At 64.8% G+C, this 21,787-nt stretch carries 20 protein-coding genes and 1 pseudogene; 11 read left to right on the forward strand and 10 right to left on the reverse strand.

The window, feature by feature from the left end; genetic code table 11:
* Window positions 1–18: 18 nt before the first annotated feature.
* Window positions 19–621: a c-type cytochrome gene (locus tag OLX23_RS14100; protein ID WP_264445622.1), complete on the forward strand. Its 603-nt coding sequence runs from the start codon at window positions 19–21 to the stop codon at window positions 619–621.
* Here the strand turns inward: OLX23_RS14100 and OLX23_RS14105 are convergent.
* Genes OLX23_RS14105 through fdhD form a run of 4 tightly spaced genes read right to left on the reverse strand, consistent with a single transcriptional unit; the run spans window position 566 to window position 5,101 of the window.
* The gene (locus tag OLX23_RS14105; protein ID WP_264445623.1) at window positions 566–1,279 is read right to left on the reverse strand and encodes a cytochrome b; all 714 of its coding nucleotides are present in this window, start codon (window positions 1,277–1,279) and stop codon (window positions 566–568) included. The two genes, OLX23_RS14100 and OLX23_RS14105, sit on opposite strands and share 56 nt — an antisense overlap.
* Complete coding sequence (locus OLX23_RS14110; protein WP_264445624.1) at window positions 1,276–1,986, reverse strand: cytochrome c oxidase assembly protein; 711 nt, start codon at window positions 1,984–1,986, stop codon at window positions 1,276–1,278. The genes OLX23_RS14105 and OLX23_RS14110 overlap by 4 nt, the downstream gene beginning before the upstream one ends.
* Window positions 1,983–4,268 (reverse strand): FdhF/YdeP family oxidoreductase, encoded by a 2,286-nt coding sequence (locus OLX23_RS14115; protein ID WP_264445625.1) that lies wholly within the window; start codon window positions 4,266–4,268, stop codon window positions 1,983–1,985. The genes OLX23_RS14110 and OLX23_RS14115 overlap by 4 nt, the downstream gene beginning before the upstream one ends.
* Window positions 4,265–5,101, reverse strand: a complete 837-nt coding sequence (fdhD, locus tag OLX23_RS14120; RefSeq protein ID WP_264445626.1) for a formate dehydrogenase accessory sulfurtransferase FdhD — start codon at window positions 5,099–5,101, stop codon at window positions 4,265–4,267. The genes OLX23_RS14115 and fdhD overlap by 4 nt, the downstream gene beginning before the upstream one ends.
* 110 nt (window positions 5,102–5,211) lie before the next feature.
* Between fdhD and OLX23_RS14125 the strand changes: the two genes are divergently transcribed.
* Entirely contained in the window at window positions 5,212–6,291 is a 1,080-nt protein-coding gene (locus OLX23_RS14125; protein WP_264445627.1) for a catalase family protein, read from the forward strand.
* A 63-nt stretch (window positions 6,292–6,354) separates the two neighbouring features.
* Here OLX23_RS14125 and OLX23_RS14130 read toward each other — a convergent pair whose 3' ends face one another.
* Entirely contained in the window at window positions 6,355–6,693 is a 339-nt protein-coding gene (locus OLX23_RS14130) for a hypothetical protein (RefSeq protein WP_264445628.1), read from the reverse strand.
* A 169-nt stretch (window positions 6,694–6,862) separates the two neighbouring features.
* Between OLX23_RS14130 and OLX23_RS14135 the strand changes: the two are divergent.
* A pseudogene (locus tag OLX23_RS14135) lies at window positions 6,863–7,534 on the forward strand (Crp/Fnr family transcriptional regulator); the annotation flags it as partial.
* 237 nt (window positions 7,535–7,771) lie between these two features.
* Here OLX23_RS14135 and OLX23_RS14140 read toward each other — a convergent pair.
* Window positions 7,772–8,041, reverse strand: a complete 270-nt coding sequence (locus tag OLX23_RS14140) for a DUF2171 domain-containing protein (protein WP_264445705.1) — start codon at window positions 8,039–8,041, stop codon at window positions 7,772–7,774.
* A 95-nt stretch (window positions 8,042–8,136) separates the two neighbouring features.
* Here OLX23_RS14140 and OLX23_RS14145 point away from each other — a divergent pair, with 95 nt between their 5' ends.
* From OLX23_RS14145 to OLX23_RS14155, 3 genes are all read left to right on the forward strand, one after another.
* Window positions 8,137–9,072 carry an exonuclease domain-containing protein gene (locus OLX23_RS14145; RefSeq protein ID WP_413629855.1) on the forward strand — a complete coding sequence of 312 codons (936 nt, stop codon included), beginning with the start codon at window positions 8,137–8,139 and terminating at the stop codon, window positions 9,070–9,072.
* 395 nt (window positions 9,073–9,467) lie between these two features.
* Complete coding sequence (locus OLX23_RS14150) at window positions 9,468–10,289, forward strand: aspartyl/asparaginyl beta-hydroxylase domain-containing protein (RefSeq protein ID WP_264445629.1); 822 nt, start codon at window positions 9,468–9,470, stop codon at window positions 10,287–10,289.
* A 151-nt stretch (window positions 10,290–10,440) separates the two neighbouring features.
* Window positions 10,441–11,586, forward strand: a complete 1,146-nt coding sequence (locus tag OLX23_RS14155) for a vWA domain-containing protein (RefSeq protein WP_264445630.1) — start codon at window positions 10,441–10,443, stop codon at window positions 11,584–11,586.
* A gap of 198 nt (window positions 11,587–11,784) precedes the next feature.
* Here OLX23_RS14155 and OLX23_RS14160 read toward each other — a convergent pair whose 3' ends face one another.
* Both OLX23_RS14160 and OLX23_RS14165 read right to left on the reverse strand, forming a co-directional pair.
* Entirely contained in the window at window positions 11,785–12,996 is a 1,212-nt protein-coding gene (locus OLX23_RS14160) for a type II toxin-antitoxin system HipA family toxin (RefSeq protein WP_264445631.1), read from the reverse strand.
* Window positions 12,993–13,616, reverse strand: coding sequence for a helix-turn-helix domain-containing protein (locus OLX23_RS14165; RefSeq protein ID WP_264445632.1), 624 nt, complete (start codon window positions 13,614–13,616; stop codon window positions 12,993–12,995). The genes OLX23_RS14160 and OLX23_RS14165 overlap by 4 nt, the downstream gene beginning before the upstream one ends.
* A 549-nt stretch (window positions 13,617–14,165) precedes the next feature.
* Between OLX23_RS14165 and OLX23_RS14170 the strand changes: the two genes are divergently transcribed.
* A complete protein-coding gene (locus OLX23_RS14170; protein WP_413629856.1) occupies window positions 14,166–14,759 on the forward strand; it encodes a PRC-barrel domain containing protein in 594 nt (197 codons plus the stop codon).
* Complete coding sequence (locus OLX23_RS14175; protein ID WP_264445633.1) at window positions 14,756–17,875, forward strand: DEAD/DEAH box helicase; 3,120 nt, start codon at window positions 14,756–14,758, stop codon at window positions 17,873–17,875. The genes OLX23_RS14170 and OLX23_RS14175 overlap by 4 nt, the downstream gene beginning before the upstream one ends.
* 71 nt (window positions 17,876–17,946) lie before the next feature.
* On the opposite strand, the gene OLX23_RS14180 is transcribed toward OLX23_RS14175, so the two are convergent.
* Together OLX23_RS14180 and OLX23_RS14185 are read right to left on the reverse strand one after the other, a co-directional pair.
* Window positions 17,947–18,597: an alpha/beta hydrolase gene (locus OLX23_RS14180; protein ID WP_264445634.1), complete on the reverse strand. Its 651-nt coding sequence runs from the start codon at window positions 18,595–18,597 to the stop codon at window positions 17,947–17,949.
* Window positions 18,598–18,607: 10 nt separating this feature from the next.
* A complete protein-coding gene (locus OLX23_RS14185) occupies window positions 18,608–20,080 on the reverse strand; it encodes a protein adenylyltransferase SelO (RefSeq protein WP_264445635.1) in 1,473 nt (490 codons plus the stop codon).
* A gap of 297 nt (window positions 20,081–20,377) precedes the next feature.
* Here OLX23_RS14185 and OLX23_RS14190 point away from each other — a divergent pair, with 297 nt between their 5' ends.
* The 3 genes from OLX23_RS14190 to OLX23_RS14200 all read left to right on the forward strand — a co-directional run bounded on the left by OLX23_RS14190 (window position 20,378) and on the right by OLX23_RS14200 (window position 21,764).
* Window positions 20,378–20,572 (forward strand): helix-hairpin-helix domain-containing protein, encoded by a 195-nt coding sequence (locus OLX23_RS14190; protein ID WP_264445636.1) that lies wholly within the window; start codon window positions 20,378–20,380, stop codon window positions 20,570–20,572.
* Between the two features lie 130 nt (window positions 20,573–20,702).
* A complete protein-coding gene (locus tag OLX23_RS14195; protein WP_264445637.1) occupies window positions 20,703–20,927 on the forward strand; it encodes a DUF3072 domain-containing protein in 225 nt (74 codons plus the stop codon).
* 6 nt (window positions 20,928–20,933) lie between these two features.
* Window positions 20,934–21,764: an oxygenase MpaB family protein gene (locus OLX23_RS14200; protein ID WP_264445638.1), complete on the forward strand. Its 831-nt coding sequence runs from the start codon at window positions 20,934–20,936 to the stop codon at window positions 21,762–21,764.
* Window positions 21,765–21,787 lie beyond the last annotated feature (23 nt).

Here is a 21,787-nt window from a genome sequence, read left to right on the forward strand (position 1 = left end):
CGCAACTGTTCCGATGGCGTGCCGAAGTCCGCGCCCTTTCTCTATCTGGCTGCGATCCTGGCCACGATCCTGGAAGGCTGCGCCGATCCCGGCGGCGGAAATCCGGCCTTCACCGCCAGCGGCGAGGTCATCGCGCTCGGCGGCGGCGACGGCGGTCCGACCCATGCCTGCGCGTCGTGTCATGGTCTCAAAGGCGAAGGCGACGGCAGGCTGGTCCCGCGACTTGCCGGGCTCGACGCCGGCTATCTCCATCGCCAGCTAGACGACTACGCCAACGGCCGCCGCGAGCACGCCGAGATGCGCGCGATCGTCCGCCGGCTGGGCATGGAGGACCGGGCCAAGGTCTCGGCCTATTATGCCGCACTGCCCGTCACGGCTGCCGCGCTACCCCGGGTGTCGCCGCTCTATGCGGCGCGATGCGCGCAGTGCCACGGCCCGGCCGGTGAGGGCCGGGGGGCCGGCAATCCGCCGCTCGCCGGGCAGCCCGCTGACTATGTCGAAGCGCAGCTGCTCGCCTGGCGCGCGGGCAAGCGGCGCGGCGATGGGATGGGCGAGATGCTCGCCGTCAGCCGCGCGCTGGCGCCGGAGCAGGTGCGCCAGCTGGCAGATCTGCATCGGTAGGGCCGGCATCAGGAAGACCGGCATCGTGTAGACCGGGCCGAGGCGTGCGAGACTGCTCTTCGTCGTCTTCGAGCACCGGCAGCATCCCGATGAGCGTGTCGTGCTTGTCCCAGAAGTGATGTTTCAGCGCGGCGCCGACATGCAGCGGCACCATGACGAGCAGGCACAGCACGAGCAGCGCGTGAACGCCCTCCGCCCAGTCGAGCACAGCCCACTGGACCGCGATCGGGACGTCGTGAAACGGCATAAGTGGCCAAGGCAAGCCCAGCAGTTCGAGCCGCGGCGCGCCATCCAGCGCCGACCACATCGCCCAACCGGTCAGCGGCAGACCGAAGAAGCAGATGTAGAACAGCCCATGCGTCAGATAGGCGAGCTGGGTCTGCCAACCGAGCCGATCGGCATCGTTGATCGGTCCCGGCACGATGATCCGCCAGACGAGGCGCATGCCGGCGAGCACCAGCATGGCGAGGCCGATCTGAGAATGAACCGCATAGGCATCGAGCTTGTCGCCGCCGACGGGCAGACGGCTCATCCGCCAGCCCCAATAGATCTGAAACAGGATCAGCGCCGCCATCAGCCAGTGGAACGCGATGCCGACCGGCGAGTAGCGGCCCTCGGCGGCATGGCGCGCAGCCCATCGGCGGACGGCCTCGATCACGCCCGAGCCGTCCGTACCGCGCCGCCCAGGATCCCGCCCGCGACCTTGAGCGCGGCGGCAAGATAGAGCGCGCCGCCCACCACCCACATGATCAACCCGGCGAGCTGCTGGTCGGCGAGCGGCGACAGGCCCCAGCCCTGCGTCGTCGTCAGATGCCAGGCGTAGAGCGGCGTCGTCGTGAAAGTGAGGAGCGCACCGAGCAGGCCCATCTGGACCATCGTCGCGAGCAGGCTGGCGACCGCCAGCGGCGGCGCGGCGGCGCGAACCGCGCGCCAGAACATCAGCGCCGAGCCGAGCAGCGTCGCCTGCATGAGCCAATAGACCATGTCGCTCGCGAGCGCCTCGCCATAGATCGGCGGCGCATGCCAGAGCCAAAAGGCCAGGGCATGGGCCGCCGCCCATCGCGCCACCGATCCGGGCGCTCGCGGGAGAGCCATGGCCAGTAGCGGTGCCACCACGCCCGTCAGGATCACGTGATGGGCCACGCGCATCGCGAAGAGCGCGGAACTGAGCGCGCAGAGCGGAGAGACGAAGAGCAGCGCGAGGATCGCGATGCCGGTCGACCAGGGCGTCATGCGCGCGCCCAGCGCCCGACCAGCCCAGAACGCCCCGAGCAGGCCCGCGATCACGAAAGGATCGAGATTCCAGTGATCCCACAGCTCGACCGGCAGCGGCGGGGCGCCGCAATAGGGTAGCGGCGAGCTCACCCGCGCACGATCCGGACGGGGACCGACTTGGCCGCCGGGACGTGGCTTTCCTCGGCGTGATGCTCGACCGGGATGAGGACGTTCGCCTCGGGATAGTAAGCGCCGAGACAGCCGCGCGGAATGTCGTAAGGGGTCACGACCAGCCCCGCGCGCCGCCGCCGCACGCCGTCGCCGGCATCGCTTTCCAGCGCGACGAGGTCGCCTTGCGCCAAGTCTTCGGCCAGCATGTCCGCGACGTTCATGAACAGCACGTCGCGCGTGCCTTTCACGCCGCGGAAGCGGTCGTGATAGCCGTAGATCGTGGTGTTGAACTGGTCGTTCGACCGCAGCGTGATCAGGCGGAAGCGCTTGTCGGCATCCTCGAAGCCGGTGGCGCTCAGCGACTTCGGCGCGAAGAATTCCGCCTTGCCGCTCTCTGTCAGCCAGATCCGTTCGGCGGCCTTGTTGCCCTTCCAGAATCCGCCCGGGGTGAAGAGCCGCTCGTTGTAGTCCGTGAAGATCTCGGGATAGGTTTCCTCGATCGCGTCGCGGATCAGGCCGTAGTCGGCGGTCCAGGCGTCCCAATCGACCTTGGGATTGGCGGGCAGCAGCCTCTTGGCGAGCGCCGCGACGATCGCCGGTTCCGACAATAGGTGCTCGCTGGCGGGCGCGATCTTGCCGCGTGAGCCATGGATGCAGCTCGTCGAATCCTCGACCGACACTGCCTGCGGTCCGCTGGCCTGCACGTCGCGCTCGATCCGCCCGAGGCAGGGCAGAAGGTAGGTAAACTTGCCGGGAAACAGGTGGTTGCGGTTCAGCTTGGTGGCGATCTGCACCGATACCTCGAGGCTTGGCCAAGCCTTCTCCATCGCCGCCGTCTCGGGCACGGCACGCAGGAAATTGCCTCCCAGCGCGACGAAGGCACGAACCGATCCGTCGATCACGCCGCGGCAGGCACCGACCGTGTCGAGCCCTTTCTCGCGCGGGGCGGTGAAGCCGTATTGCTTCTCCAGTCTCTCGACCGGGACGAGCTCGGTCTTCTCGGTGATGCCGACCGTGCGCTGGCCCTGGACGTTGGAATGACCGCGCACGGGCATGGGCCCCGCGCCCTGTTTGCCGATGTTGCCGCGCAGCAGCAGCAGATTCATCACCATGCGGACGTTGTCGACGCCCTTCACGTGCTGGGTGAGGCCCATGCCGTAGATCGCCATGACGGCCTTGGCCTCGGCATAGACCCCTGCGGCCTCCTCGATTGCAGAGCGCGGCAGGCCGGATTCGTGCTCGATCGCGTCCCAGTCGGTCGCACGGACGCGGGCGGCGAAGTCCTCGAAACCCTTGGTGTGCTGGTCGATGAAATCGTGGTCGAGCACCGCGGGATCGCCGGCCGCGGCGGCATTGTCGTCCCATTCGATGAGGAACTTCGCGATGCCCGTGATCGCGGCGATGTCGCCGCCGGCCTTGAGCTGGTGGTACTGGGTCGAGATGTTGGTCTCGGCGAGCGTCGTCATTTCGATCGGGTTCTGCGGATCGGTGAAGCGTTCGAGGCCGCGCTCGCGCAGCGGATTGAACGTCACGATCTCGACCCCGCGCTTGCGGCAGCTGCGTAGGTTGTGGAGCATCCGCGGCGCGTTCGAGCCGGTGTTGTGGCCGAAGAAGAACAGCGCGTCGGCGTGATCGAAATCCTCGAGCCGGGTCGTCCCCACCGGCACGCCGATAGCCGCCTTGAGACCGATTGAGGTCGATTCGTGACACATGTTCGAGCTGTCGGGCAGGTTCTGGTTTCCGAACATGCGCGCCATCAGGCCATACATGTACGAGGCCTCGAGGCTGGTCCGGCCCGACGAATAGAAGGCGACGGCCTTGGGCGGGATCGGCCGCAGCGCTTCGGCAATCGCCTCGAAGGCCTCGTCCCAGGAGACGGCCTCGTACTTGTCGGTCCGGGCGTCATAGCGCAGCGGATGGGTCAGGCGGCCGTGCTGCTCGAGCTCGTAGTCGCTCCAGCCGCGCAGTTCGGTGAGGGTATGATCCTCGAAGAAGGCGGGGGTGGTGCGCAAGGTGGTCAGCTCCCAAGCCGTCGCCTTTGCGCCTTCCTCGCAGAATTCGGCAGGATGCGCGTCCGCCGGCTTGGGCCAGGCACAGCTCACGCACGCGAAGCCATCGGTCTTGTTCTGCCGCGCGAGCTGCGCCAGCGCCGCGAGGCCGAGCCGCTCGCGCGGCAGGATGTCGGCGAGCGAGCGCACCGAGCCCCAGCCGCCGGCGGGACCGCCGAACGGCTTGACGCGGCCCTTGCGCGGCGCGGTCATGCCGGGAGTGCCGGCGAGAGCAGCGAGTCCGGCCGCGCGAGCACCCGCAGATCGAGCCCGGCCTCGCGAGCCCGCGCCAGTGCGAGGCTGGTCGGCGCGGAGATCGTCACGAGCATCGGGCACTGGCTGAGCACGGCCTTCTCGACGAGTTCGTAGGAACAGCGCGACGAGAGCAGGGCAAATCCGCCGTCCCAGTCGAGCCCCTGGCGCATCATCGCGCCGATCAGCTTGTCGAAGGCGTTGTGCCGGCCGACGTCCTCGCGGACCAGGCGGATATGGCCCGCGGCGTCGCAGAGCGCAGCGGCATGGACGCCGCCGGTCATGCGATTGAGCGGCTGATGGTCGGACAAAGCGCCGAGTGCGCGGAACACCGCGAGGCTCGAGGCGTCCGAAGTCGCGGTCAGGTGGGGCAGGGCGCGCATCGCCTGCTCGAGGTTTTCGACGCCGCACAGACCGCAGCTGCTGTCCGAGGTGCGATGGCGCACGCGATCGGTCAGCCGCTCGGCGACGGCGGCATCGACGGTGATCCGGACGATATAGCCGGCTTCCAGCCGGTAGCAGTCGGTCGCGAGGATCTGCCGTGCCGTGGCGGCCAGGCGTTCGGCGCGCAGGAAACCGTAGATCAGGTCTTCGAGGTCGAGCGGCGTTGCCATCAGGACGGCATAGCCGAACCCGTTTATCTCGATCGCGACGGGAAATTCCTGCGCGACGTCGCGATCGAGCCCGGCACGGTCGGTCGAGGAACTGATGCGCTCGAAGGCGATCGGCAGGTGGCCGGGGACCGCGGCGAGCGGATCGCCGGTTGCCGGCGCGAACGAATGGGCTTGTTCCATTCTCGTTGAACGGGCCGTGGCGACCTTTGTTTCTTTGCAGGACCTGCGGAACCTGCCTGCAGGCTCACCGCTTGTCCTTGGAAACGCTGCCGTTTTGCCGGAGACCCGAGATGCCCATTTTGCCGCCCGTGCCTTACACGCCCGATGTCGAGACCTATCGCGATGACGAGCGGGAAACGGTCGACCAGCTCAACGCGGCCTTCGACGAGATCCTGACCAGAACGCACGAGGACTACGGCCACGCCGTCCGCGCCGTGCATGCCAAGGCCCATGCGATCCTAGAGGGCACCTTCGTCGTCGAGCCCAGACTTGCACCCGAGCTGGCTCAGGGGCTTTTCGCCCGTCCCGGCACGCATGCCGCCTTCGTGCGGATCTCGACCAATCCCGGCGACATTCTCGACGACGCCATCGCCCTGCCGCGGGGGTTGGCGCTTAAGGTGGCCGACGTGGACGGCGCCCGGCTGCCCGGCGCTGAAGGAACGGCGCAGGATTTCGTGATGATCAACAGCCCGATCTTCCTCGTGCCGACCGCCAAGAAGTTCGCCGGCAATCTCGCGCTGCTGGCCAAGACGACCGACAAGGCCGAAGGTGCCAAGGTCGCCTTGTCCAAAGTGCTCCAGGCGGTGAACGGGGCCCTCGGCCTCGTCGGTCTCGACAGTCCGAAGCTGGGCAGTCTGGGCGGTGCGCCGCAGGTCGACCCGCTCGGCGAGACCTATTTCAGCGTCACGCCGTTCCGGCACGGGGACTACATCGCTAAGTACCGCCTGCGGCCTGTCAGCGAGGCCCTGACCGCGCGTACCGGCGAGACGATCGACACAACGGATCGCCCCGATGCGATCCGCGAGGATCTGCGCCAGGAAATGGCGGTCATCGACGGCGAATGGGCCTTCGAGGTCCAGCTCTGCCGCGACCTCGACAAGCAGCCGGTCGAGGATCCAACTGTCGAATGGCAAGAAGACGACGCGCCCTTCGTCCGGGTCGCGACACTGCACTTGCCGCGCCAGGATAGCTGGGAAGCAGGCGCTCTCCAACGCATCGACGAGGAGATGCGGTTCAGCGTCTGGACGGGGATCGCCGATCATCAGCCGCTGGGCGACATCAACCGCGCGCGAAAGGACACTTATCGCCACTCCGCGGAGTTCCGCGAAGGGGCGAACCGCTGTCCGATCCACGAGCCTTCACCAGTTTGATCTCTCGCTGGGATTGCCAGGTCCTGTCGTGCTGACGCTGAGACAGGCAAAAGAGATCGCCGGTCAGCTCTCGGGCGGTTCGTCTTCAGGCGGTGGCACGACTTTCGCGCGGGCAATCAGGGCTTGAGCCTCCTCGAGGGAAATCCCGTGCTTTTGCGCGAGCGCCTCGGCGCTGTAGCGAAGGGGATTATCGGGGGATTGGGGCGGCGTGCCGGTCATAAGGAGGATGATCGAGGCTTGAGGGGCTTGTGCAATAACCTGGATTAAGAAACCGCGCGACCAATTCATCCGATATGACCACCCTTCGATCACGAGACTGCTTAGTGGAAGGGACTGCAGTCGCCACTCAAGTCCGACTTGGCTTGGGGAATATTGCCGCCGATCGGTTGCCAGCGACAACATGCGAGCCGAGCTACCCTGCCGACAAGGTCAAGACAGATCTTGCCTTAACTTATGTTATGGGCGCCGAATTGATCCCTGTTATCGTGATCTGATCGCCAGAAGAGTGCCTGCAGGCTCCGGTGACTGAGAGATGTTACGCGCTCCCGCTTGCAAAAATGGGAGCCGGCATATGCCGCATGCGTGCGACCTTCACCGATTTCTCGATCGCCTCCTTCTGAGGTCGGTGCTCACGGCCGCGGAGCAGGGAGCGATCCTTAATCTGCGCTGCCACTCCGCCGAAGTGGTGGCCAATCAAGATTTTGTGGCGCTCGGCGAACGGGTGGATCACGCTAGCCTGATCGTCTCGGGTCTCGTCGGACGCTTCGACCAGAGCCCCGATGGCTCTCGGCAGGTTACTGCCATTCATGTGCCCGGGGATATGGCCAACCTTCATTCGGTGGTCCAGCCGCAGTCGACATCTGCTTTGCAGGCGCTCTCGGCCGGTACCGTTCTGCGCATCCCTCATGCGGCGATAAGGGAGGCCACGGCGCGGTTCCCTGCCCTGGCCGAGGTCCTTTGGCGCGACTGCATGATCGATGCGACCGTGCTCTCGCAATGGGTCTTCAACGTGGGACGCCGCGACGCGCTGGCACGCATCGCCCATCTGCTGTGCGAAATGTCGACGCGGCTCGGGGCCTTGGTCGAGCGCAACCGTTTCACCTTCCCCTTTCGCGTAACGCAGACGAACCTGGCGAATGCGACGGGCCTCACCGTCGTGCACGTCAACCGGATCGTTCGTTCGCTCCGCACGCGCGGACTTGTCGACGTGCGAAGACACGAGGTGGAAGTGCTGGACTGGAATGGTCTGGTCGAGGCTGGGGAATTCGATGCCGACTATCTGCAGCTCGATATCCGCCCCGAGGAAAGGCTGCGCATCGTACCGGTGAACTATACCACCGAACGCGGATTATTTGGATCTGTCCGGAGGTTTCGCTTCGGTGCGTCAGCATTCGTGTGGCAATCGCCGAATAAGGGCAGAGCGCCAGTATTCTCTCGGCCGGTGATGGCGGCGGGCACCCCCCGCCGCCATCCCGTGCCTTCAGTCGGGGTTCTTGTCGGCGAGGGCGCCGCCATCTTCCTCTTCCTCGAACAGCAGCGCGGAGGCGGAGGTCGCGGAAAGGCGAACCTGATTTCCTTCGATCGAGGCGATCAGACCCTGCGACAGATAGTGATGATGGTCGCCGTGGGAACCGCTGTCGGCCTTGGTCATCTTGATCCGGTCGCCTTCGACCTTGTCCACGGTGCCGAGGTGGACCCCGTCGGCGCCGATGATTTCCATATGTTCGTTGATTTGGGTGAGATCGACCATTTCAAGTCTCCTTTGACCCTGACCCAACGCATGGATCGAGCGTCGGGATGCACGGAAAGGCGAAGACGATGTCGATGCGCCCCAGGCCTTGACCCATGATGTTGCTGCCGGCCGCGCACGGACATGATATGTTCCGGCCGATGTCTGTTCCCTCAGTACCGATCGCATGCTCGCCGCCCCGTTCGGACGCTCTCGATGTCGATTTCGTCGTGGTCGACGTGGAGACGTCATGCTCGCGCGTCAGCAGCATTTGCCAGATCGGGATCGTCGGCTTCAAGGACGGGCAAGAGGCTTTCGGCTACGAGACCCTGATCGACCCCTGCGACGAATTCTCGAGCTTCAACACGCGGATCCACGGGATTTGCGCCGATCATGTGGCGGGCAAGCCGACGTTCTTCGATGTCCATGGGCTCGTCGATGGTCACCTGTCGGGCCGCATCACGGTCGCGCACTCTTCCTTCGACAAAGGAGCGCTCGCAGCCGCCTGTCGGGTGCACGACCGACTGCCGATCGAGACGAAGTGGCTCGACAGCGTGCGCGTCGCAAAACGGGCATGGCCGCAGCTGCCCAGTCACCGGCTCAATGTGCTCAGTCGATTTCTCGGCGTGAAGCACAAGCATCACGATGCCCTCAGCGATGCGCGTGCGGCCGGCATGGTCATCGTACGTGCCATCGACCACACGGGTATCGCGCTTGCCGACTGGCTGAAACCCACGAACCAGCGCGGCGGCCCGGCTCCCAAGGCGGCTGCCGAAGGTCCGCTCAGGGGCGAGCGCATAGCAATCCTCGGGGCACCGCGCGACGGTGCCCTCGCGCAATGGCTCGCCGCGGCCGGAGGGCGCGTTCTTGCCGCTGTGGGCTCGAGCTCGACCATGCTCGTCGTCAGCGCGGATCAGCCCTACGGCCGGTTCTACCACGCGAGCCCGGCCTATCGGCGCGCGGCCGAATTGCGCGAGAGCGGTTGCGCAATCGAGATCGTGCTGGAGAGCGAACTCAGGGAGCGGATTGGTCTTGCCACCGCCGATGCCTGAAAGAGGCTTTTGGAGAAGTGCTTCCTCGAGGAATGGTTCGGGAGGCGAAGTTCTCCCGACATTGCCGGGTGGCACCACGAAAACCTGGGATCTGAGGCGGACTGACCGCAACTGCCGTAGGAGCCCCGGCACGAGAAGATCGTACGGCAGGCCCTGCGTTTTAGGACGCAGACATCGTCTTGCTTAGGCCGCCGGCGGCAAGCCATCGTGACGCGCGCGTGAATGATCCCGGCTAACGCTCGCGTCCTCGTCCGACCGGGGCATGGAGAGGCCGGGGATCATGCAAATCGTTGCCGAGTTACGGCGTTCGACGAGCCCAAGGAACCTGGATTGCAGTCTCGCAACTTCAGCCGTACTCCAGCGTTTTCCTTGGCATGATGTCCCGCGGGAAGCGCATGTCGAACCAGCTGGAAGCGACCGATTTCCCCTCGTCCTCACCGCGAGGTCGAGTACGACCTCGCGAAGACGGTCCGCGAGGTCAGGCCTCGGAGCAGGGCGAGCGATATGATCGGCAGCGTCTGCCGCTCGCCATGCGACTTGCGCGCAAGCTACGATTTCCGGTGAATCGCTTTCTGGCGAGCCAGTCGCGCGTCGGGACCGCGCCGTTCTTCGAGCCCTCGGACATTCCGGGCATTCGCGCGCTGAGCGAGAACTGGGAGGCCATCCGCGACGAGGCCGCCGCCGTATTGGCGGATCGCGCCCGTGTTCCGGCTCTCGGCAAGGTGTCTCCCGACCATCGCGGGATCGCACCGACCTCGTCATGGAAGAGCTTCTTTTTCACGGGCTACGGCTATCAGGCGAAAGCCAACAGGGCGCGCTGTCCGAAGACCGCAGCGCTCCTCGATAGCATACCCGATCTCGTGGTCGGCTTCTATTCGATCTTCGAGCCGGGAACGCACGTGAAGGCTCACAAAGGTGTGACGTCGGGTCTTATCAATATCCATCTTCCGCTGTCGGTACCGGCGCGCGATCTCGGCCGTTGCGAGCTGCGGGTCGAGCAGGATTATCGCTCCTGGACCCCCGGCCATCTTCTCGTCTTTGACGAAACCTACGAGCACGAGGCCTGGAACCAGACCAGCGAGCCGCGACTGGTTCTGCTGATTCAAGTCCTGCGGCCGATGCACCTGCCCGGCCGCATGATCGGACGGTTCTTTCTCTGGTGCATCAAGCGCACCTCCTTCGTGCAGGACATTCGCCGAAACATCGGCGCCGAGTAGAGGATGAGCTCGAATTTCGAGCGGCGCGAGCATCGATTTGCGCCAGCTGAGCGCCTCGCCACGATGCCGATGCTGCCGGGCTCGAGCCGACAATCGCGCCTTCACCCGGCTAGCCGTTCTGGCCGTTGGATTTGATGGAGACAGGCTTCTCATGGACATCACGTGTCGCTGGCTTTCCGGTTTCCTCGCATTGGCCCTCTGCGGATGTGGCAGCAGCTCGAAGGAAGAAGCCCAAGACGACCCGTCGACGGGTCTGAACGGCGCGAGCGCGGCTGATGTTGCAAAGGCGCGCGCCTATCTTGTTCAGTTCACCGCGGAGAATCCGGATCGCTGCTTCGCGGATTTCGGACTGGATGACGTACAATTGCAAGCACGGGAGAGCGATGGATCCGGGCCAGGAACGCCGCCGGTTCGCGTGGTCGTCGCGATAGACGGCTCCGGTTCAATGGCGGGTCGGATCGGTGGGCAGACCAAGATCGATCTCGCTCGCGACGCCGCCACGCGCTTCCTTGATGGGCTACCCCCGACGGTAGAGGCATCGCTGCTGGTCTTCGGACAGCAGGGCGACAACAGCGAAGCAGGCAAGGCCAGGTCATGCGCGGGCGTCGATCTTCTTTCCCCGATGTCGAACGATCGCGCGCGGCTTGGTGCCGCCGTCTCCCAGGTTCGGGCGGTAGGCTGGACCCCGCTGGCCGCGGGGCTCGCTAAGGCAGAGGCATTGCTAGCCCGCTCGTCCACGCGCGGAGAGCAGGTCATCTATGTCGTGTCTGATGGCGAGGAAACCTGCGGCGGCGATCCCGTCGCGACTGCGCGGCGGATCAATAGCGGCAACACTCTTGCGATAGTCAACATCATCGGCTTCGGTTTGCCATCGCGTGAAGCCGCGGCGCTGAAGGCCGTGTCCGATGCGGGCGGCGGCAGTTTCGTGAACGTCAACAGCCGCGCCGATTATGACCAGACGTTTGCGCAAGTGCGCGAAGCCAATCGCCAAGCTGCAAATGCCGTGCGCCATAGCAACACGATCGCGAGTAACGCCGTGCGGACGTCGAACGCGCTCAGCAGCGCCGCGGTCTGCGTCAGCAACATCATAAGCGCCGAAAGCGTTCGGATGAGCAATGACCTGTCCGCCCGTGCGGTCAAAGGCGAGGCCCTGCCGTTCGATCGCATCGCCCAGGCTCTTTTAAAGAAGCGGCACGATGCAATGGAGCTTCGTCTGAAGCTTTATCGTTCGCGGCTCCAGGGCAACGAGCTCGAGGTGCGAAGGACAATCGATGCTGAGGCGAAGGCAGTTCGATAGGAGACGTGCGGTCTACCTGGCTGACGCCGGTTCGACTTCATCTATCGCTTCGGGTCTCGTCGATATCGATCGCATTTCCGGGGAGCACGCCGGGTTCGCATGGCAGATTACGCCTGCCGTCGGCAAATGGACCGCTAGCCGGAAAACTCGCCACGGCGTTTCCGATTTTGGTCGGATGGGCCCGGGCACGGTTCTGGATCAGACTTTGAGACTGGCTCGGTGCTTGTCGATCGCGGCCGCGACGGAGCTGGGAAATGGCAAATGGGTCTTTTCTTCGTTCCAGGCCTGGTCGAAGCGCTCGACCGTTTCACGGGCGGTCTTCACGACGAGGTGCGAGGGAACACGCGCCTTGTCCGCGACCTTTTCGAGTTCCTCGTAGGTGAATGAACTCCAGTCCTTCGAGCGCCGCAGCTTCAAGGCGAGCAGATCGTTCGGGATATAGGGAACGGTGGACAGCATGTCGTGTGTGGGCGCCAAGAGCGCGCTTCGGCGGTCGGGATAGATCAGCGACCAGTTCTTCAGGTGCATGTCGCCATTGCCGATAAGGACCGAGTAGGTGAGGCGGCGGACGAATTCCACGATGCTGGCCTCGTCGGTTTCGATCGCGAGGATCGCAAGGATCCGCCAGAAGCTGGCGTTCTCGTATTTGTCGCTTGCGTAGACGTTGAACACCTGGGCGAAGTCTTCGATGTGAATGGGGCCGTCGGGGCCGCGATCGAACCGGCGGATGGCGTAGGCCTTGTCGCCATGGACCTTGATGCCGACGGGCAGCCCGGTCAGGTTGTCGATCGGGACAAGATCGAGTTCTGGCACGTCCATGCCGATTTTTGCCGCCAGGCTCATCGCGGCGAATTCCGCTTCCGGCACGTTCGGATGGCTGGGCGATGGAAGCTTGACGATCCAGTCCCCGCCTACGCCGGACATGGGAATGGCAAGGCCGCCTTCCTTGCCCTTGTTTCGCAAGGCCGAGAATTTGAGCTGCACGCCCGCCAGGGAGAACCGCAGCGCCGGAGGCTTGTTTTGCGATGGGGCGAAGGCTTCCGCGATTTCCCCGGAGAGGCTGTCGTCTGTCGGCACGGCCATCACTGCTCCAGGCAGGTCCTGTCCCAGCTGGAGGAGAAGGGGATAGTCGCGAACCTTCTTCGTGCCGGCCTGACGAGCAAGGTAATCGCGTAGCGTGCCTTCGGGCAGCAAGTTGGAGAAGAATGGTTCGACCACAGTCTGCCGTGGTCGTGGCAGGTTCAATATCTCGCCGGAAGCGCCCTTGTAGCTGAGCGAAAGGGTCGGCCGCGTGCCGTCCTCTAGGTAGCTTTCATCGAATGTGAAGATGCTCTTGTCGCCTTCAAGGCGAGCGATCGCACCGATCCTGCGACCGTGCAGCAGAATGTCTAGGGCGACGGGTTCGATCATTCGGCTTCGTCTTCCTCGTCCAGGCGGTAGGCCGGGCGATCATGTTCGGCCGGTGTGGCCGCCGCGTGCATCTGTGCGTTTCGGAACCGGAGAAGGGCCTTGGTGGCCTCTTCGACTTGGCGGGCGACAATATCCGATGCGGCGCTGTCAGTTAGCTCGTCTTGATCCAGTAGCAGCTTTATCCGCATGGCGGGCTTGAGGGCGCCTTCGAGCGCCTTGAGCTGAACTGCGTTGAATTGCAGTCTCGCGATTTCCTCGGCGATATCCTTGAACTGGTGGATCTTCAGGAGCTTGGGATAATTCTCGAGGATCCTGTCGATCGTCGGTTGCAGCTGTTTTAGTGTCGCAAGAGCCCGGCTCGTTTCGAGGGCCGTGCCTTGCGCGCGTATGGCGCCGCGGATCGCGGGCAGGGCATTGCGAGGCACGAGTTGAACTTCGAGATCGAGGGCGCGCGCGAGTTCGACGAGGCTGGAAATCTGCAGATCGACAGCGCCGTTCTCGATTTTCGAAATGTGGCTCTGCGGTATGCCGACCCGCTCGCCTAGTCCCTTCTGGGTCAAAGCCTTTCGGTGTCGAGCCATTTTGAGGCTGGCAGCAATTTCGTCCAATCCAGCAGTCATTTATATGTCATCACATATTTTGGGATAGGATTATATGCAATGGCATATCGATCTCCGTTTTAGCACGCAGCATAAATATATCAAGCTATATAATTTAAGAAAGATATATATAAAAATATATTTTTCAGTGATAGTCGGGTAGCCGCTGGAGATCAGTTCCCCACTGGAGGCTCTGTCATGGGGGGCGATACGAGTGGCCCGGCAGTCGGAGCCCACCTAGCGCCGCCTGATCGGGACTACCTCCATTCGTCACGACATCCCCGCGACATCGCCGCGCGATCGGGGCCACTCAATGCCCTGCAACAAGCGCCCAAGCCATTGCACGGTGTCGGCATGGCGCGCTGCGGCGAAAACTGCTCGCGTGATCCGCTCGATTTCCACTTCGGTTGGGTGAACTGGGAACGCTCGATCGCACCAGCGGTTAGCCGATACCGAAGGCAGAAACGGCGAGACCGGAGGATGCGTCCTATCCGGTCTGGTCCAGCCCGACGGACATCTTTTTGATCACCGGGTCCCCGGGGGCGATCGCATCTTTTGAAGGAAAACGACTTGGCGGAAATCGCGGGCTGGATAGCGCCGATCGCGACCATGATCGCAGCCATGATGACGGCAGCCAACCTCGGCGCGCGCGTAACCGGCTGGGGCTTCGTCGTCTTCACCGTCGGTTCCGTCGGCTGGTCGATCGTCGGCCTGACCTCGGATCAGACAAACCTTGTGGCCACGAACGGCTTTCTGACGATGGTCAATGCCGTGGGAATCTGGCGATGGCTGGGCCGCCAGCGCGCCTACGAGGACGGCGCCGCATCGGCCACGGCCGCAAGCCGCCGTTCGCACACGCCGACCCTGCTCACGGCCAGCGGTTTTGCGGGCATGCCGGTGTACGACAGCGGCGGCGATCTCGTCGGACGGACTGGCGATGCTTTGATGGCCTGCGCGAGCGCGGAGGTTTCGTATGTCGTCATAGCGTCTGGCGGTATCGGCGGCATCGACGAGCGTCTGCGCGCGGTGGCGCGCGCCGATCTGCGCTTTGGCTGCGATCGGCTCGACCTTGCGATGACCGCAGACACCTTTGTCCGACTTCCAGAGCTGATCCCTGAAGACTGGCCGATTGAAGTCCTTCCTGCGCGCCAGGTGCTCGCGTGACCGAAACCAACCTTGCCGCCCTCGCTTTCAGGATCGCCAGGGAACTCACGGAGCGCACGGTCGTCCAACTCTGCGACGACGAACAGCAAGCCCAGGCCCTCGCCGCCGCAGTGGAAGCCCTTGCTTGCTATGCGCCCGTGATCTTCCTGCCATCGAGCGATGCACTCCCGGGCGACGTCGCTCCCGCCTCGCCTGGCAACATCGGCCGGCGAACCGCAGCCTTGCGCAAGCTGCGCGGTCACGCGGCCGCGAGGCCCGATGAACCAATCGCCTGTATCCTCAGCGGCGAGGCCGCGGCGCAGCGATACGCCGATCCCGCCGACTACGACAGCGCCCCGCCTGTTATCTCGGTCGGCGAGAAAATCGAGGCAGAGCCGTTTGCGACGATGCTCGCGCAGATCGGCTATTTTGCCGATGACCGCGTCGATGAACCCGGCGAAGTTGCGGTCCGCGGCGACGTCATCGACATCTTTCCCGCGGACACCGACCATCCCGCAAGGCTCGAGATCGTCGACGGCCGGATTTCGGCGATCCGCTCCTACGATCCGGTCAGCCAGCGCAGCCTCGAGGATCTCGACACGCTCGAAATCGGTCGGGCGGCGGAGCCTGCGCCGAGCCGTCATGTGAGCATTCTCGCACATATCGCCGCCGGGGCGATAGGCATGACACCCCGGGCCGATGGGCGCCGCCGCCGCTTCATTGCCCTGGCACAGGACGCGGCGGAACGGTCGGGCCGGGCGCCGGAGGCGATCGACGAGGCACTCTGGCAGGTCGCGCTCGAAGGCTGGCAGTCGATCGTCTGGGATGAGGCCGAGGCACCTATTCCGCGGTTCGTCGAGCAGCGCGCGCCCTTGGCCGCCTGCGCGAAATTCCTGGCCCCCTTGCGCGAGGGGGGGCGGAAACTGCTGTTGGTCGGCAGCGTCCGGGATCTGCGCTTCGTGCGGCCGCGTCTGGAGCGGCGTCTCGGCATCGATTTTGAGCCTTGCGGCGGCTGGCAGGATGTCGTGGCCTTGCCCCAAGGCGTGGCGGCAAGCCTGGAAATGCCGGTCGACCGCGGCTTCGTCGATGACGATACGATCGTCCTTGCTGCCGGCGATCTGCTCGGCAGCCGTGCGATCCTGGGCTCGGTGCCCGAGCCGCTTTCGGGAATTGCCAAGGACGGCGAGACGATGCGCATCGGCGACGTCGTCGTTCACGAGGATCATGGCGTCGCCGTGATCGCCGGCTTGGAAGCTTCGCCAGGTGACCAAGGCGAAGAAATGATCGTCCTGGAGCACGCCGGCGGAAATCGCCGCCTCGTCGCTCTTCATGAGGCCAGCCGTCTCTGGCGTTACGGCGCTGATCCAGAAGCCGTGACCCTCGACCGGCTGGACGGACGGACCTGGCAAGCCCGCCGGGCCGCGATCGACGAGGCCGTTGCCGAAAGCGCGGCGGCGCTCAAGGCGATGGCCGACGAGCGTCATAGTCTGATCGCGCCGGTCATCGACCCGGACCCCGCGACCTACGAACGCTTCGTCGCCGGCTTCGCCTTCAACGAGACCGCCGACCAGGCCCGCGCGATCGCGGCGGTCCGTGACGACCTCGCTTCCGGAAAGCCGATGGACCGGCTCGTCATCGGCGACGTCGGCTACGGCAAGACCGAAGTCGCCTTGCGCGCAGCCGCGCTCGCCGCGCTCGCAGGCTTTCAGGTCATCGTCGCAGCTCCGACGACCGTGCTCGTGCGCCAGCACGTCGAGACTTTCGAGCGCCGTTTCAAAGACACGGGCATCGTCGTGGCCGGCCTGTCGCGGCTCACCTCCGCCACCGAGAGGAAGCGGATCAGGTCGGCTCTTGCCGAAGGGACGATAAGCATCGTGATCGGAACCGGAGCGGTCATGGCGAAGTCGGTTTCCTATGCGCGTCTGGGCCTCGTCGTGATCGACGAGGAGCAGCGTTTCGGCGCTGCCGACAAGGCGCGCCTGCGCGGCGACGGCTCTATCCATTTGCTGACTTTGAGCGCGACGCCGATCCCGCGCACTTTGCAGATGGCGCTCGTCGGACTTCAGACGATGTCGACGATCACCACACCGCCGGCCCGCCGCCAGCCGATCCGTACGAGCGTCGATCGCTTCGACGATGCCCGGGTTCGGACCGCGCTCGAACGAGAAAAGGCGAGGGGTGGGCAGAGCTTCGTCGTCGTGCCGCGCATCGAGGACATGGCAAAGCTCGGCGATCGCCTGCGCCGCCTCGCGCCCGGTCTCGAAATCGTCGAGGCCCATGGCAAGCGCCCGGCCGCCGAGGTTGATGCCGTCATGGTCGATTTCGCCGAGGGGATCGGTGATGTCCTGCTGGCGACCAACATCATCGAGGCAGGTCTCGACATCCCTCGCGCCAATACGATGATCGTCTGGCGCGCCGATCGTTTCGGGCTCGCCCAGCTTCACCAGCTGCGCGGGCGCGTGGGGAGAGGCAATCGACGCGGACAAGTCTACCTTCTCACCGACGATAAGGGCGAGATCGCCGAGCGCACGCTCAAGCGTCTGCGCACGCTCGCGGCCTTCGATCAGCTCGGCGCGGGATTTCTGATTAGCGCGCAAGACCTCGACATGCGGGGCGCGGGAGATCTCGTCGGTGAGACGCAGGCCGGCCATATGACGCTGATCGGCGTCGATCTTTATCAGCATCTCCTGGAAAACGCGCTGCGCCGGACTCGCGGAGAATCAGTCGAGGAATGGGAGCCCGAACTGCGTATCGGAATGGCAGGCGCATTCCCGGAGAGCTGGATCCCCGAACCTGACATGCGATTGGGTCTTTATGGTCGGCTTTCGCGCCTGACCGAGGCCGCAGAGCTAGATGGGTTCGAGGACGAGCTCGTCGATCGCTTCGGTCCGCTGCCCCAGACCGCGGAGCACCTTCTCTCGCGCGCTCGACTGGCGATCCTCGCCCGCTCGGCCGGGGTCGAGCGGATCGATGCCGGACCGGCCGGGATCGCGCTCACCCTGCGTGCGGGGACGGCGCCGCTACCTGACGCGCTCGGGCTCGTCGAACGCGACGGGCGCTGGATTCTGAAGGAACGCCTTGAAGAGGAGGAGCGCGGCAAGCGTGTCGCCGAGGTGCTCGAGCACTTGCTCGCTTGAATGCCGGCGCGGTGGGGCGCCGCGAAGTCCTGCACCTGGATCAGCTCTTTGCCCGGCGCGCCTTGAGCGGGCTATAGGCCCAGCGCTCGCGCGACGAATTCGCCGCCAAGCCGCAGGCCCGCAGGATCGACGATATGACCGGTATTCTGCGATATGTGCGTGCGCACTTCGATATCGAGGTGTTTGAGAACGCGCTCGGCATCATGCAGCGCGGCCACGGGTACCACCGGGTCCTGGGCACCATGCACGAGCAGCACCGGCGGTTTCGAGACGAGTGCGTGCTGAAGTTGCGGGGCGCCCGTCAGCATGCCCGAGTATCCCACGAGGCAGGCGGCTGCCTTCGGGCGACGCAGCCCGACATGGAGCGCCATCATTGCACCCTGACTGAATCCGACAATTGCAAGATCGGCCTCGCCGAGTCCGTACTGCTCGAGCTTGCGATCAATGAAGCTGTCGATTGCCGGCGCCGCGGATGCGGCTCCTCGAGCGAGCGCCGCAGGCGAGATGTCCGCAAGCGGCCACCACTGGTATCCTGTCCCCATTGCGCAGGCCTGCGGCGCATGAGGCGCGAGAAATAGCGCATCGGGCATGCTTTGTTGCCAAGCCGGTGCAAGCGCCACCATGTCGCGCCCGTTCGACCCGAAACCATGGAGCAGAAGCACGATCTGCCCGGGCTTTGCCCCCGACTTCGGCTGAAGGCTCGCGCCATTGACGATCTTCAAAGGCAGTACCTCACGTTCCGCAAAAAGTGGCGCGCACGCGCTCGTGCTCGCCCGGCGGTGTCTCGTAGGCGGCAAAGGCCACCCGAGCATCGAACGGGCGGGCCAACACTTCGCGTAGTTCCTCGAATGGTGCGAAATCACCCTGCTCAGCCGCCTGGATCACGGCCTCGATACGGTGGTTGCGGGGGATGTAGGCAGGGTTCACGCTGTCCATGCCGCTCTTTATCGCGCCCGAGGCACGGCCATCCTGTGCAAGCCGCGCCCGCCACGCGCCGAGCGCTTGGTCGGCCTCGGTCGGGTCGATAAACAATTCGCGGACCCGCTCCTCGTGCGGCGCGGGCTCCACGGCATCGGAGAGTCGGCGGAAGAAGAGCGTGAAATCGACGCGGTTGCGTTGCATGGCCGCGAGCATGTCGCGAACCAGCTCGACGTCGCCGTCGCGTCTGTCGAGAAGCCCGAGCTTGCGGATCATGCCTTCGCCGTGAGCTTTCTCGAAGATGGGCTGGAATTCGGCGAGCACCACTTCGGCGATAGCGATGGCCTCGTCTGTGTCATCCGCCAAGAGCGGCAGTAGTGTCTCGGCAAGGCGGGCCAGGTCCCACAGGGCGATCCGCGGCTGGTTGCCGAAAGCATAGCGCCCATGCTGGTCGATCGAGCTGAAGACGGTCGCGGGATCATAGGCGTCGAGGAAGGCGCAGGGCCCGTAGTCGATCGTCTCGCCCGCGATCGACATGTTGTCCGTATTCATCACGCCGTGGATGAAACCGACCAGCATCCACCGCGCGATGAGATCCGCCTGGGCGGCGACGATGGCTCGCAACAAAGCCCTGTAGGGCTGGTCGGCTTCCGCCGCCTCGGGATAGTGCCGGGCGATCACATGATCGGCGAGTATTCGAACGCCCTCGTTATCCTGCCTTGCGGCAAAGAACTGGAACGTGCCGACGCGAATATGGCTGGCGGCGACCCTAACGAGCACGGCACCGGGCAGCGCTCGCTCACGCTGGACCTTTCCGCCCGTCAGGCTCGCGGCGAGCGAGCGAGTTGTCGGGACGCCGAGCGCCGCCATCGCCTCGCTTACGAGATATTCGCGCAGGACGGGACCGAGCGCGGCCAGGCCGTCGCCGCGCCGGGAGAAGGGGGTGCGCCCCGAACCCTTGAGCTGGATATCGCGGCGCCGCCCCTGGCGGTCGATTATCTCGCCGAGCAGAATGGCGCGGCCGTCGCCGAGCTGGGGCACGAAGTTTCCGAACTGATGTCCCGCATAGGCGGTTGCGATCGGTTCCGAACCGCTCGCGATCACGCGGCCTGACACAAAGTCGAGCCCTTCCGCTCCAGCGAGCCACCCGGGATCGAAGCCGAGTTCGCCCGCCAGGTCGCCGTTGACGGCAATAAGCGTGGGTGCATCGGCTATTGCGGGATCGACCCGGGCAAAGAAGCGGTCGGGAAGGCGGGCGTAAGTGTTGTCGAAATCAAGTGTGGTCACGTCGAACCTTTTCTTCCACGCCCAGCGTGAGGCGCAGCGGTGTCGCGCAGTCGGTTCTTGCCGCGCGCGCTGGAAATCTCCCGCCATCCACGATCGCGTCGGGTTCGCCAGGAACCCTCTGCGGTGCCTGGGAATTTTGTTTGGACATGGAAGTTTGAGCGCATGCCGCATGTAGATAGGAACGCCGCCGCTTTGGCGCCAGCCGCAAACAAACCTTGACGCCAGTAAGCGAGGGGGCGTTCTCGGGCGCGACAGGCCGGCTGGCGACCATCGTAACGATGAGGGAGGGCCAGAACCGTGTCCGACGAACCAACCATCAACATCAATACGGCAAGCGCCGCGGAATTGAACGCCGTTTCCTGCTTACAGGGACACGGATTTGAGATCGTGCGCTACCGCGAGGAGCGAGGATCCTTCACTTCGCTGCGTCAGCTCGATGAGGTTCCTGGCCTTTCCGGCAAGGTCGACGTGGCTGCTCCGTTGACCGTCTGAAATCATCATCGATCCGGATCAGAACGCAAGAGCGCAGCGGCAGAACATGAGCCCAATTCTGCGCCGGCGGAACCTGGCGAGCGTCCTGGCGTTAGTTGGAACGAACGGTGAACTTTGAGGAAGTGTTCTCATGACCGATACGCTGCGCAACCCCAAGCTCGAAGATCATCCGGGGTCGAACACCGAGAAGGATCCAGACGCCTGGGTCTCGGGTGACGATCCCATGACTGGCGCCCAAGCCTCCTATCTCGCCACCCTGTCCGAGGAGGCCGGCGCCGACATGCCCGCGGGCGATCTCAGCAAGGCCGAGGCGTCGAAGCGGATCGACGAACTCAAGGCCAAGCTCGATCTCTGACCTCCCGTGATCACGGAGATCGCGAGGCGGGCCATCGCATCGAAGGTGCGCAGCGCTTTCAATGATACCGCGAGTGGTGACAAGCCTGTCCAGCGACGTCCCGGCGGCCTCTTCGGGCCGAGATCGGTGGCCTGGCGGGTTCATGGCGACGTCACGACCATGATGGTGGGCGGGATCGCCGCCCTGCTTCTGCAGATGCTGCATCCCGCCGTGCTCGCAGGCGTTTGGGACCACTCCAACGTCCGACGCGACATGCACGGCCGCCTGCGCCGCACGGCTCGGTTCATAGCTCTCACCACGTATGGCCACCGCAGCGAGGCCCTTGGCGCAATAGAGCGCGTCCGTCGCATCCACGAAAACGTGCGAGGGCTTTTGCCGGATGGCACCGCTTATTCGGCGGCCGATCCCGAACTCCTGACCTGGGTTCACCTCACTGAGACGCTCTCCTTTCTCGACGCGTGGATCCGCTACGCTGAGCCCGCGATGAGCAGGGAAGACCAGGACCGCTATTTTGCCGAAGTGGCCGTCGTCGCCGAGGCGCTAGGCGCGGGCATCGTGCCAAGAACACGCGCTGATACGATGAAGGCGATACGGACGATGCGCCCAAGGCTGCGAGCCGACGCGCGTACGCGCGAAATGGCCGCGTTCGTGCTGGACCGTTCGGCCACGCGAACGTTCGAGAGTGCCCCTTTGGACCTGATGCAGCGGGCCGCGGTCGATCTCTTGCCCGGCTGGGCCCGGCGGCAGCATGGGCTATCGTCTTCGGGGTTCGCCCGGCCAATGGTCGCTGGCGGTACATTGGTCCTTGCCCGGACCCTGCGCTGGGCCTTACGCTAGTCTTGCGATTTCGACTGCAGACG

The organism is Novosphingobium sp. JCM 18896, from assembly GCF_025938095.1.
Taxonomy (GTDB): Bacteria; Pseudomonadota; Alphaproteobacteria; order Sphingomonadales; family Sphingomonadaceae; genus Novosphingobium.

Coding starts and splice junctions, on each gene's coding strand:
- OLX23_RS14115 (WP_264445625.1), bottom strand. CDS start 4,268: ATGACCGCGCCGCGCAAGGGCCGCGTCAAGCCGTTCGGCGGTCCCGCC.
- fdhD (WP_264445626.1), bottom strand. CDS start 5,101: ATGGAACAAGCCCATTCGTTCGCGCCGGCAACCGGCGATCCGCTCGCC.
- OLX23_RS14125 (WP_264445627.1), top strand. CDS start 5,212: ATGCCCATTTTGCCGCCCGTGCCTTACACGCCCGATGTCGAGACCTAT.
- OLX23_RS14130 (WP_264445628.1), bottom strand. CDS start 6,693: ATGTTGTCGCTGGCAACCGATCGGCGGCAATATTCCCCAAGCCAAGTC.
- OLX23_RS14140 (WP_264445705.1), bottom strand. CDS start 8,041: ATGGTCGATCTCACCCAAATCAACGAACATATGGAAATCATCGGCGCC.
- OLX23_RS14145 (WP_413629855.1), top strand. CDS start 8,137: ATGATGTTGCTGCCGGCCGCGCACGGACATGATATGTTCCGGCCGATG.
- OLX23_RS14150 (WP_264445629.1), top strand. CDS start 9,468: ATGTCGAACCAGCTGGAAGCGACCGATTTCCCCTCGTCCTCACCGCGA.
- OLX23_RS14155 (WP_264445630.1), top strand. CDS start 10,441: ATGGACATCACGTGTCGCTGGCTTTCCGGTTTCCTCGCATTGGCCCTC.
- OLX23_RS14160 (WP_264445631.1), bottom strand. CDS start 12,996: ATGATCGAACCCGTCGCCCTAGACATTCTGCTGCACGGTCGCAGGATC.
- OLX23_RS14165 (WP_264445632.1), bottom strand. CDS start 13,616: ATGACTGCTGGATTGGACGAAATTGCTGCCAGCCTCAAAATGGCTCGA.
- OLX23_RS14195 (WP_264445637.1), top strand. CDS start 20,703: ATGACCGATACGCTGCGCAACCCCAAGCTCGAAGATCATCCGGGGTCG.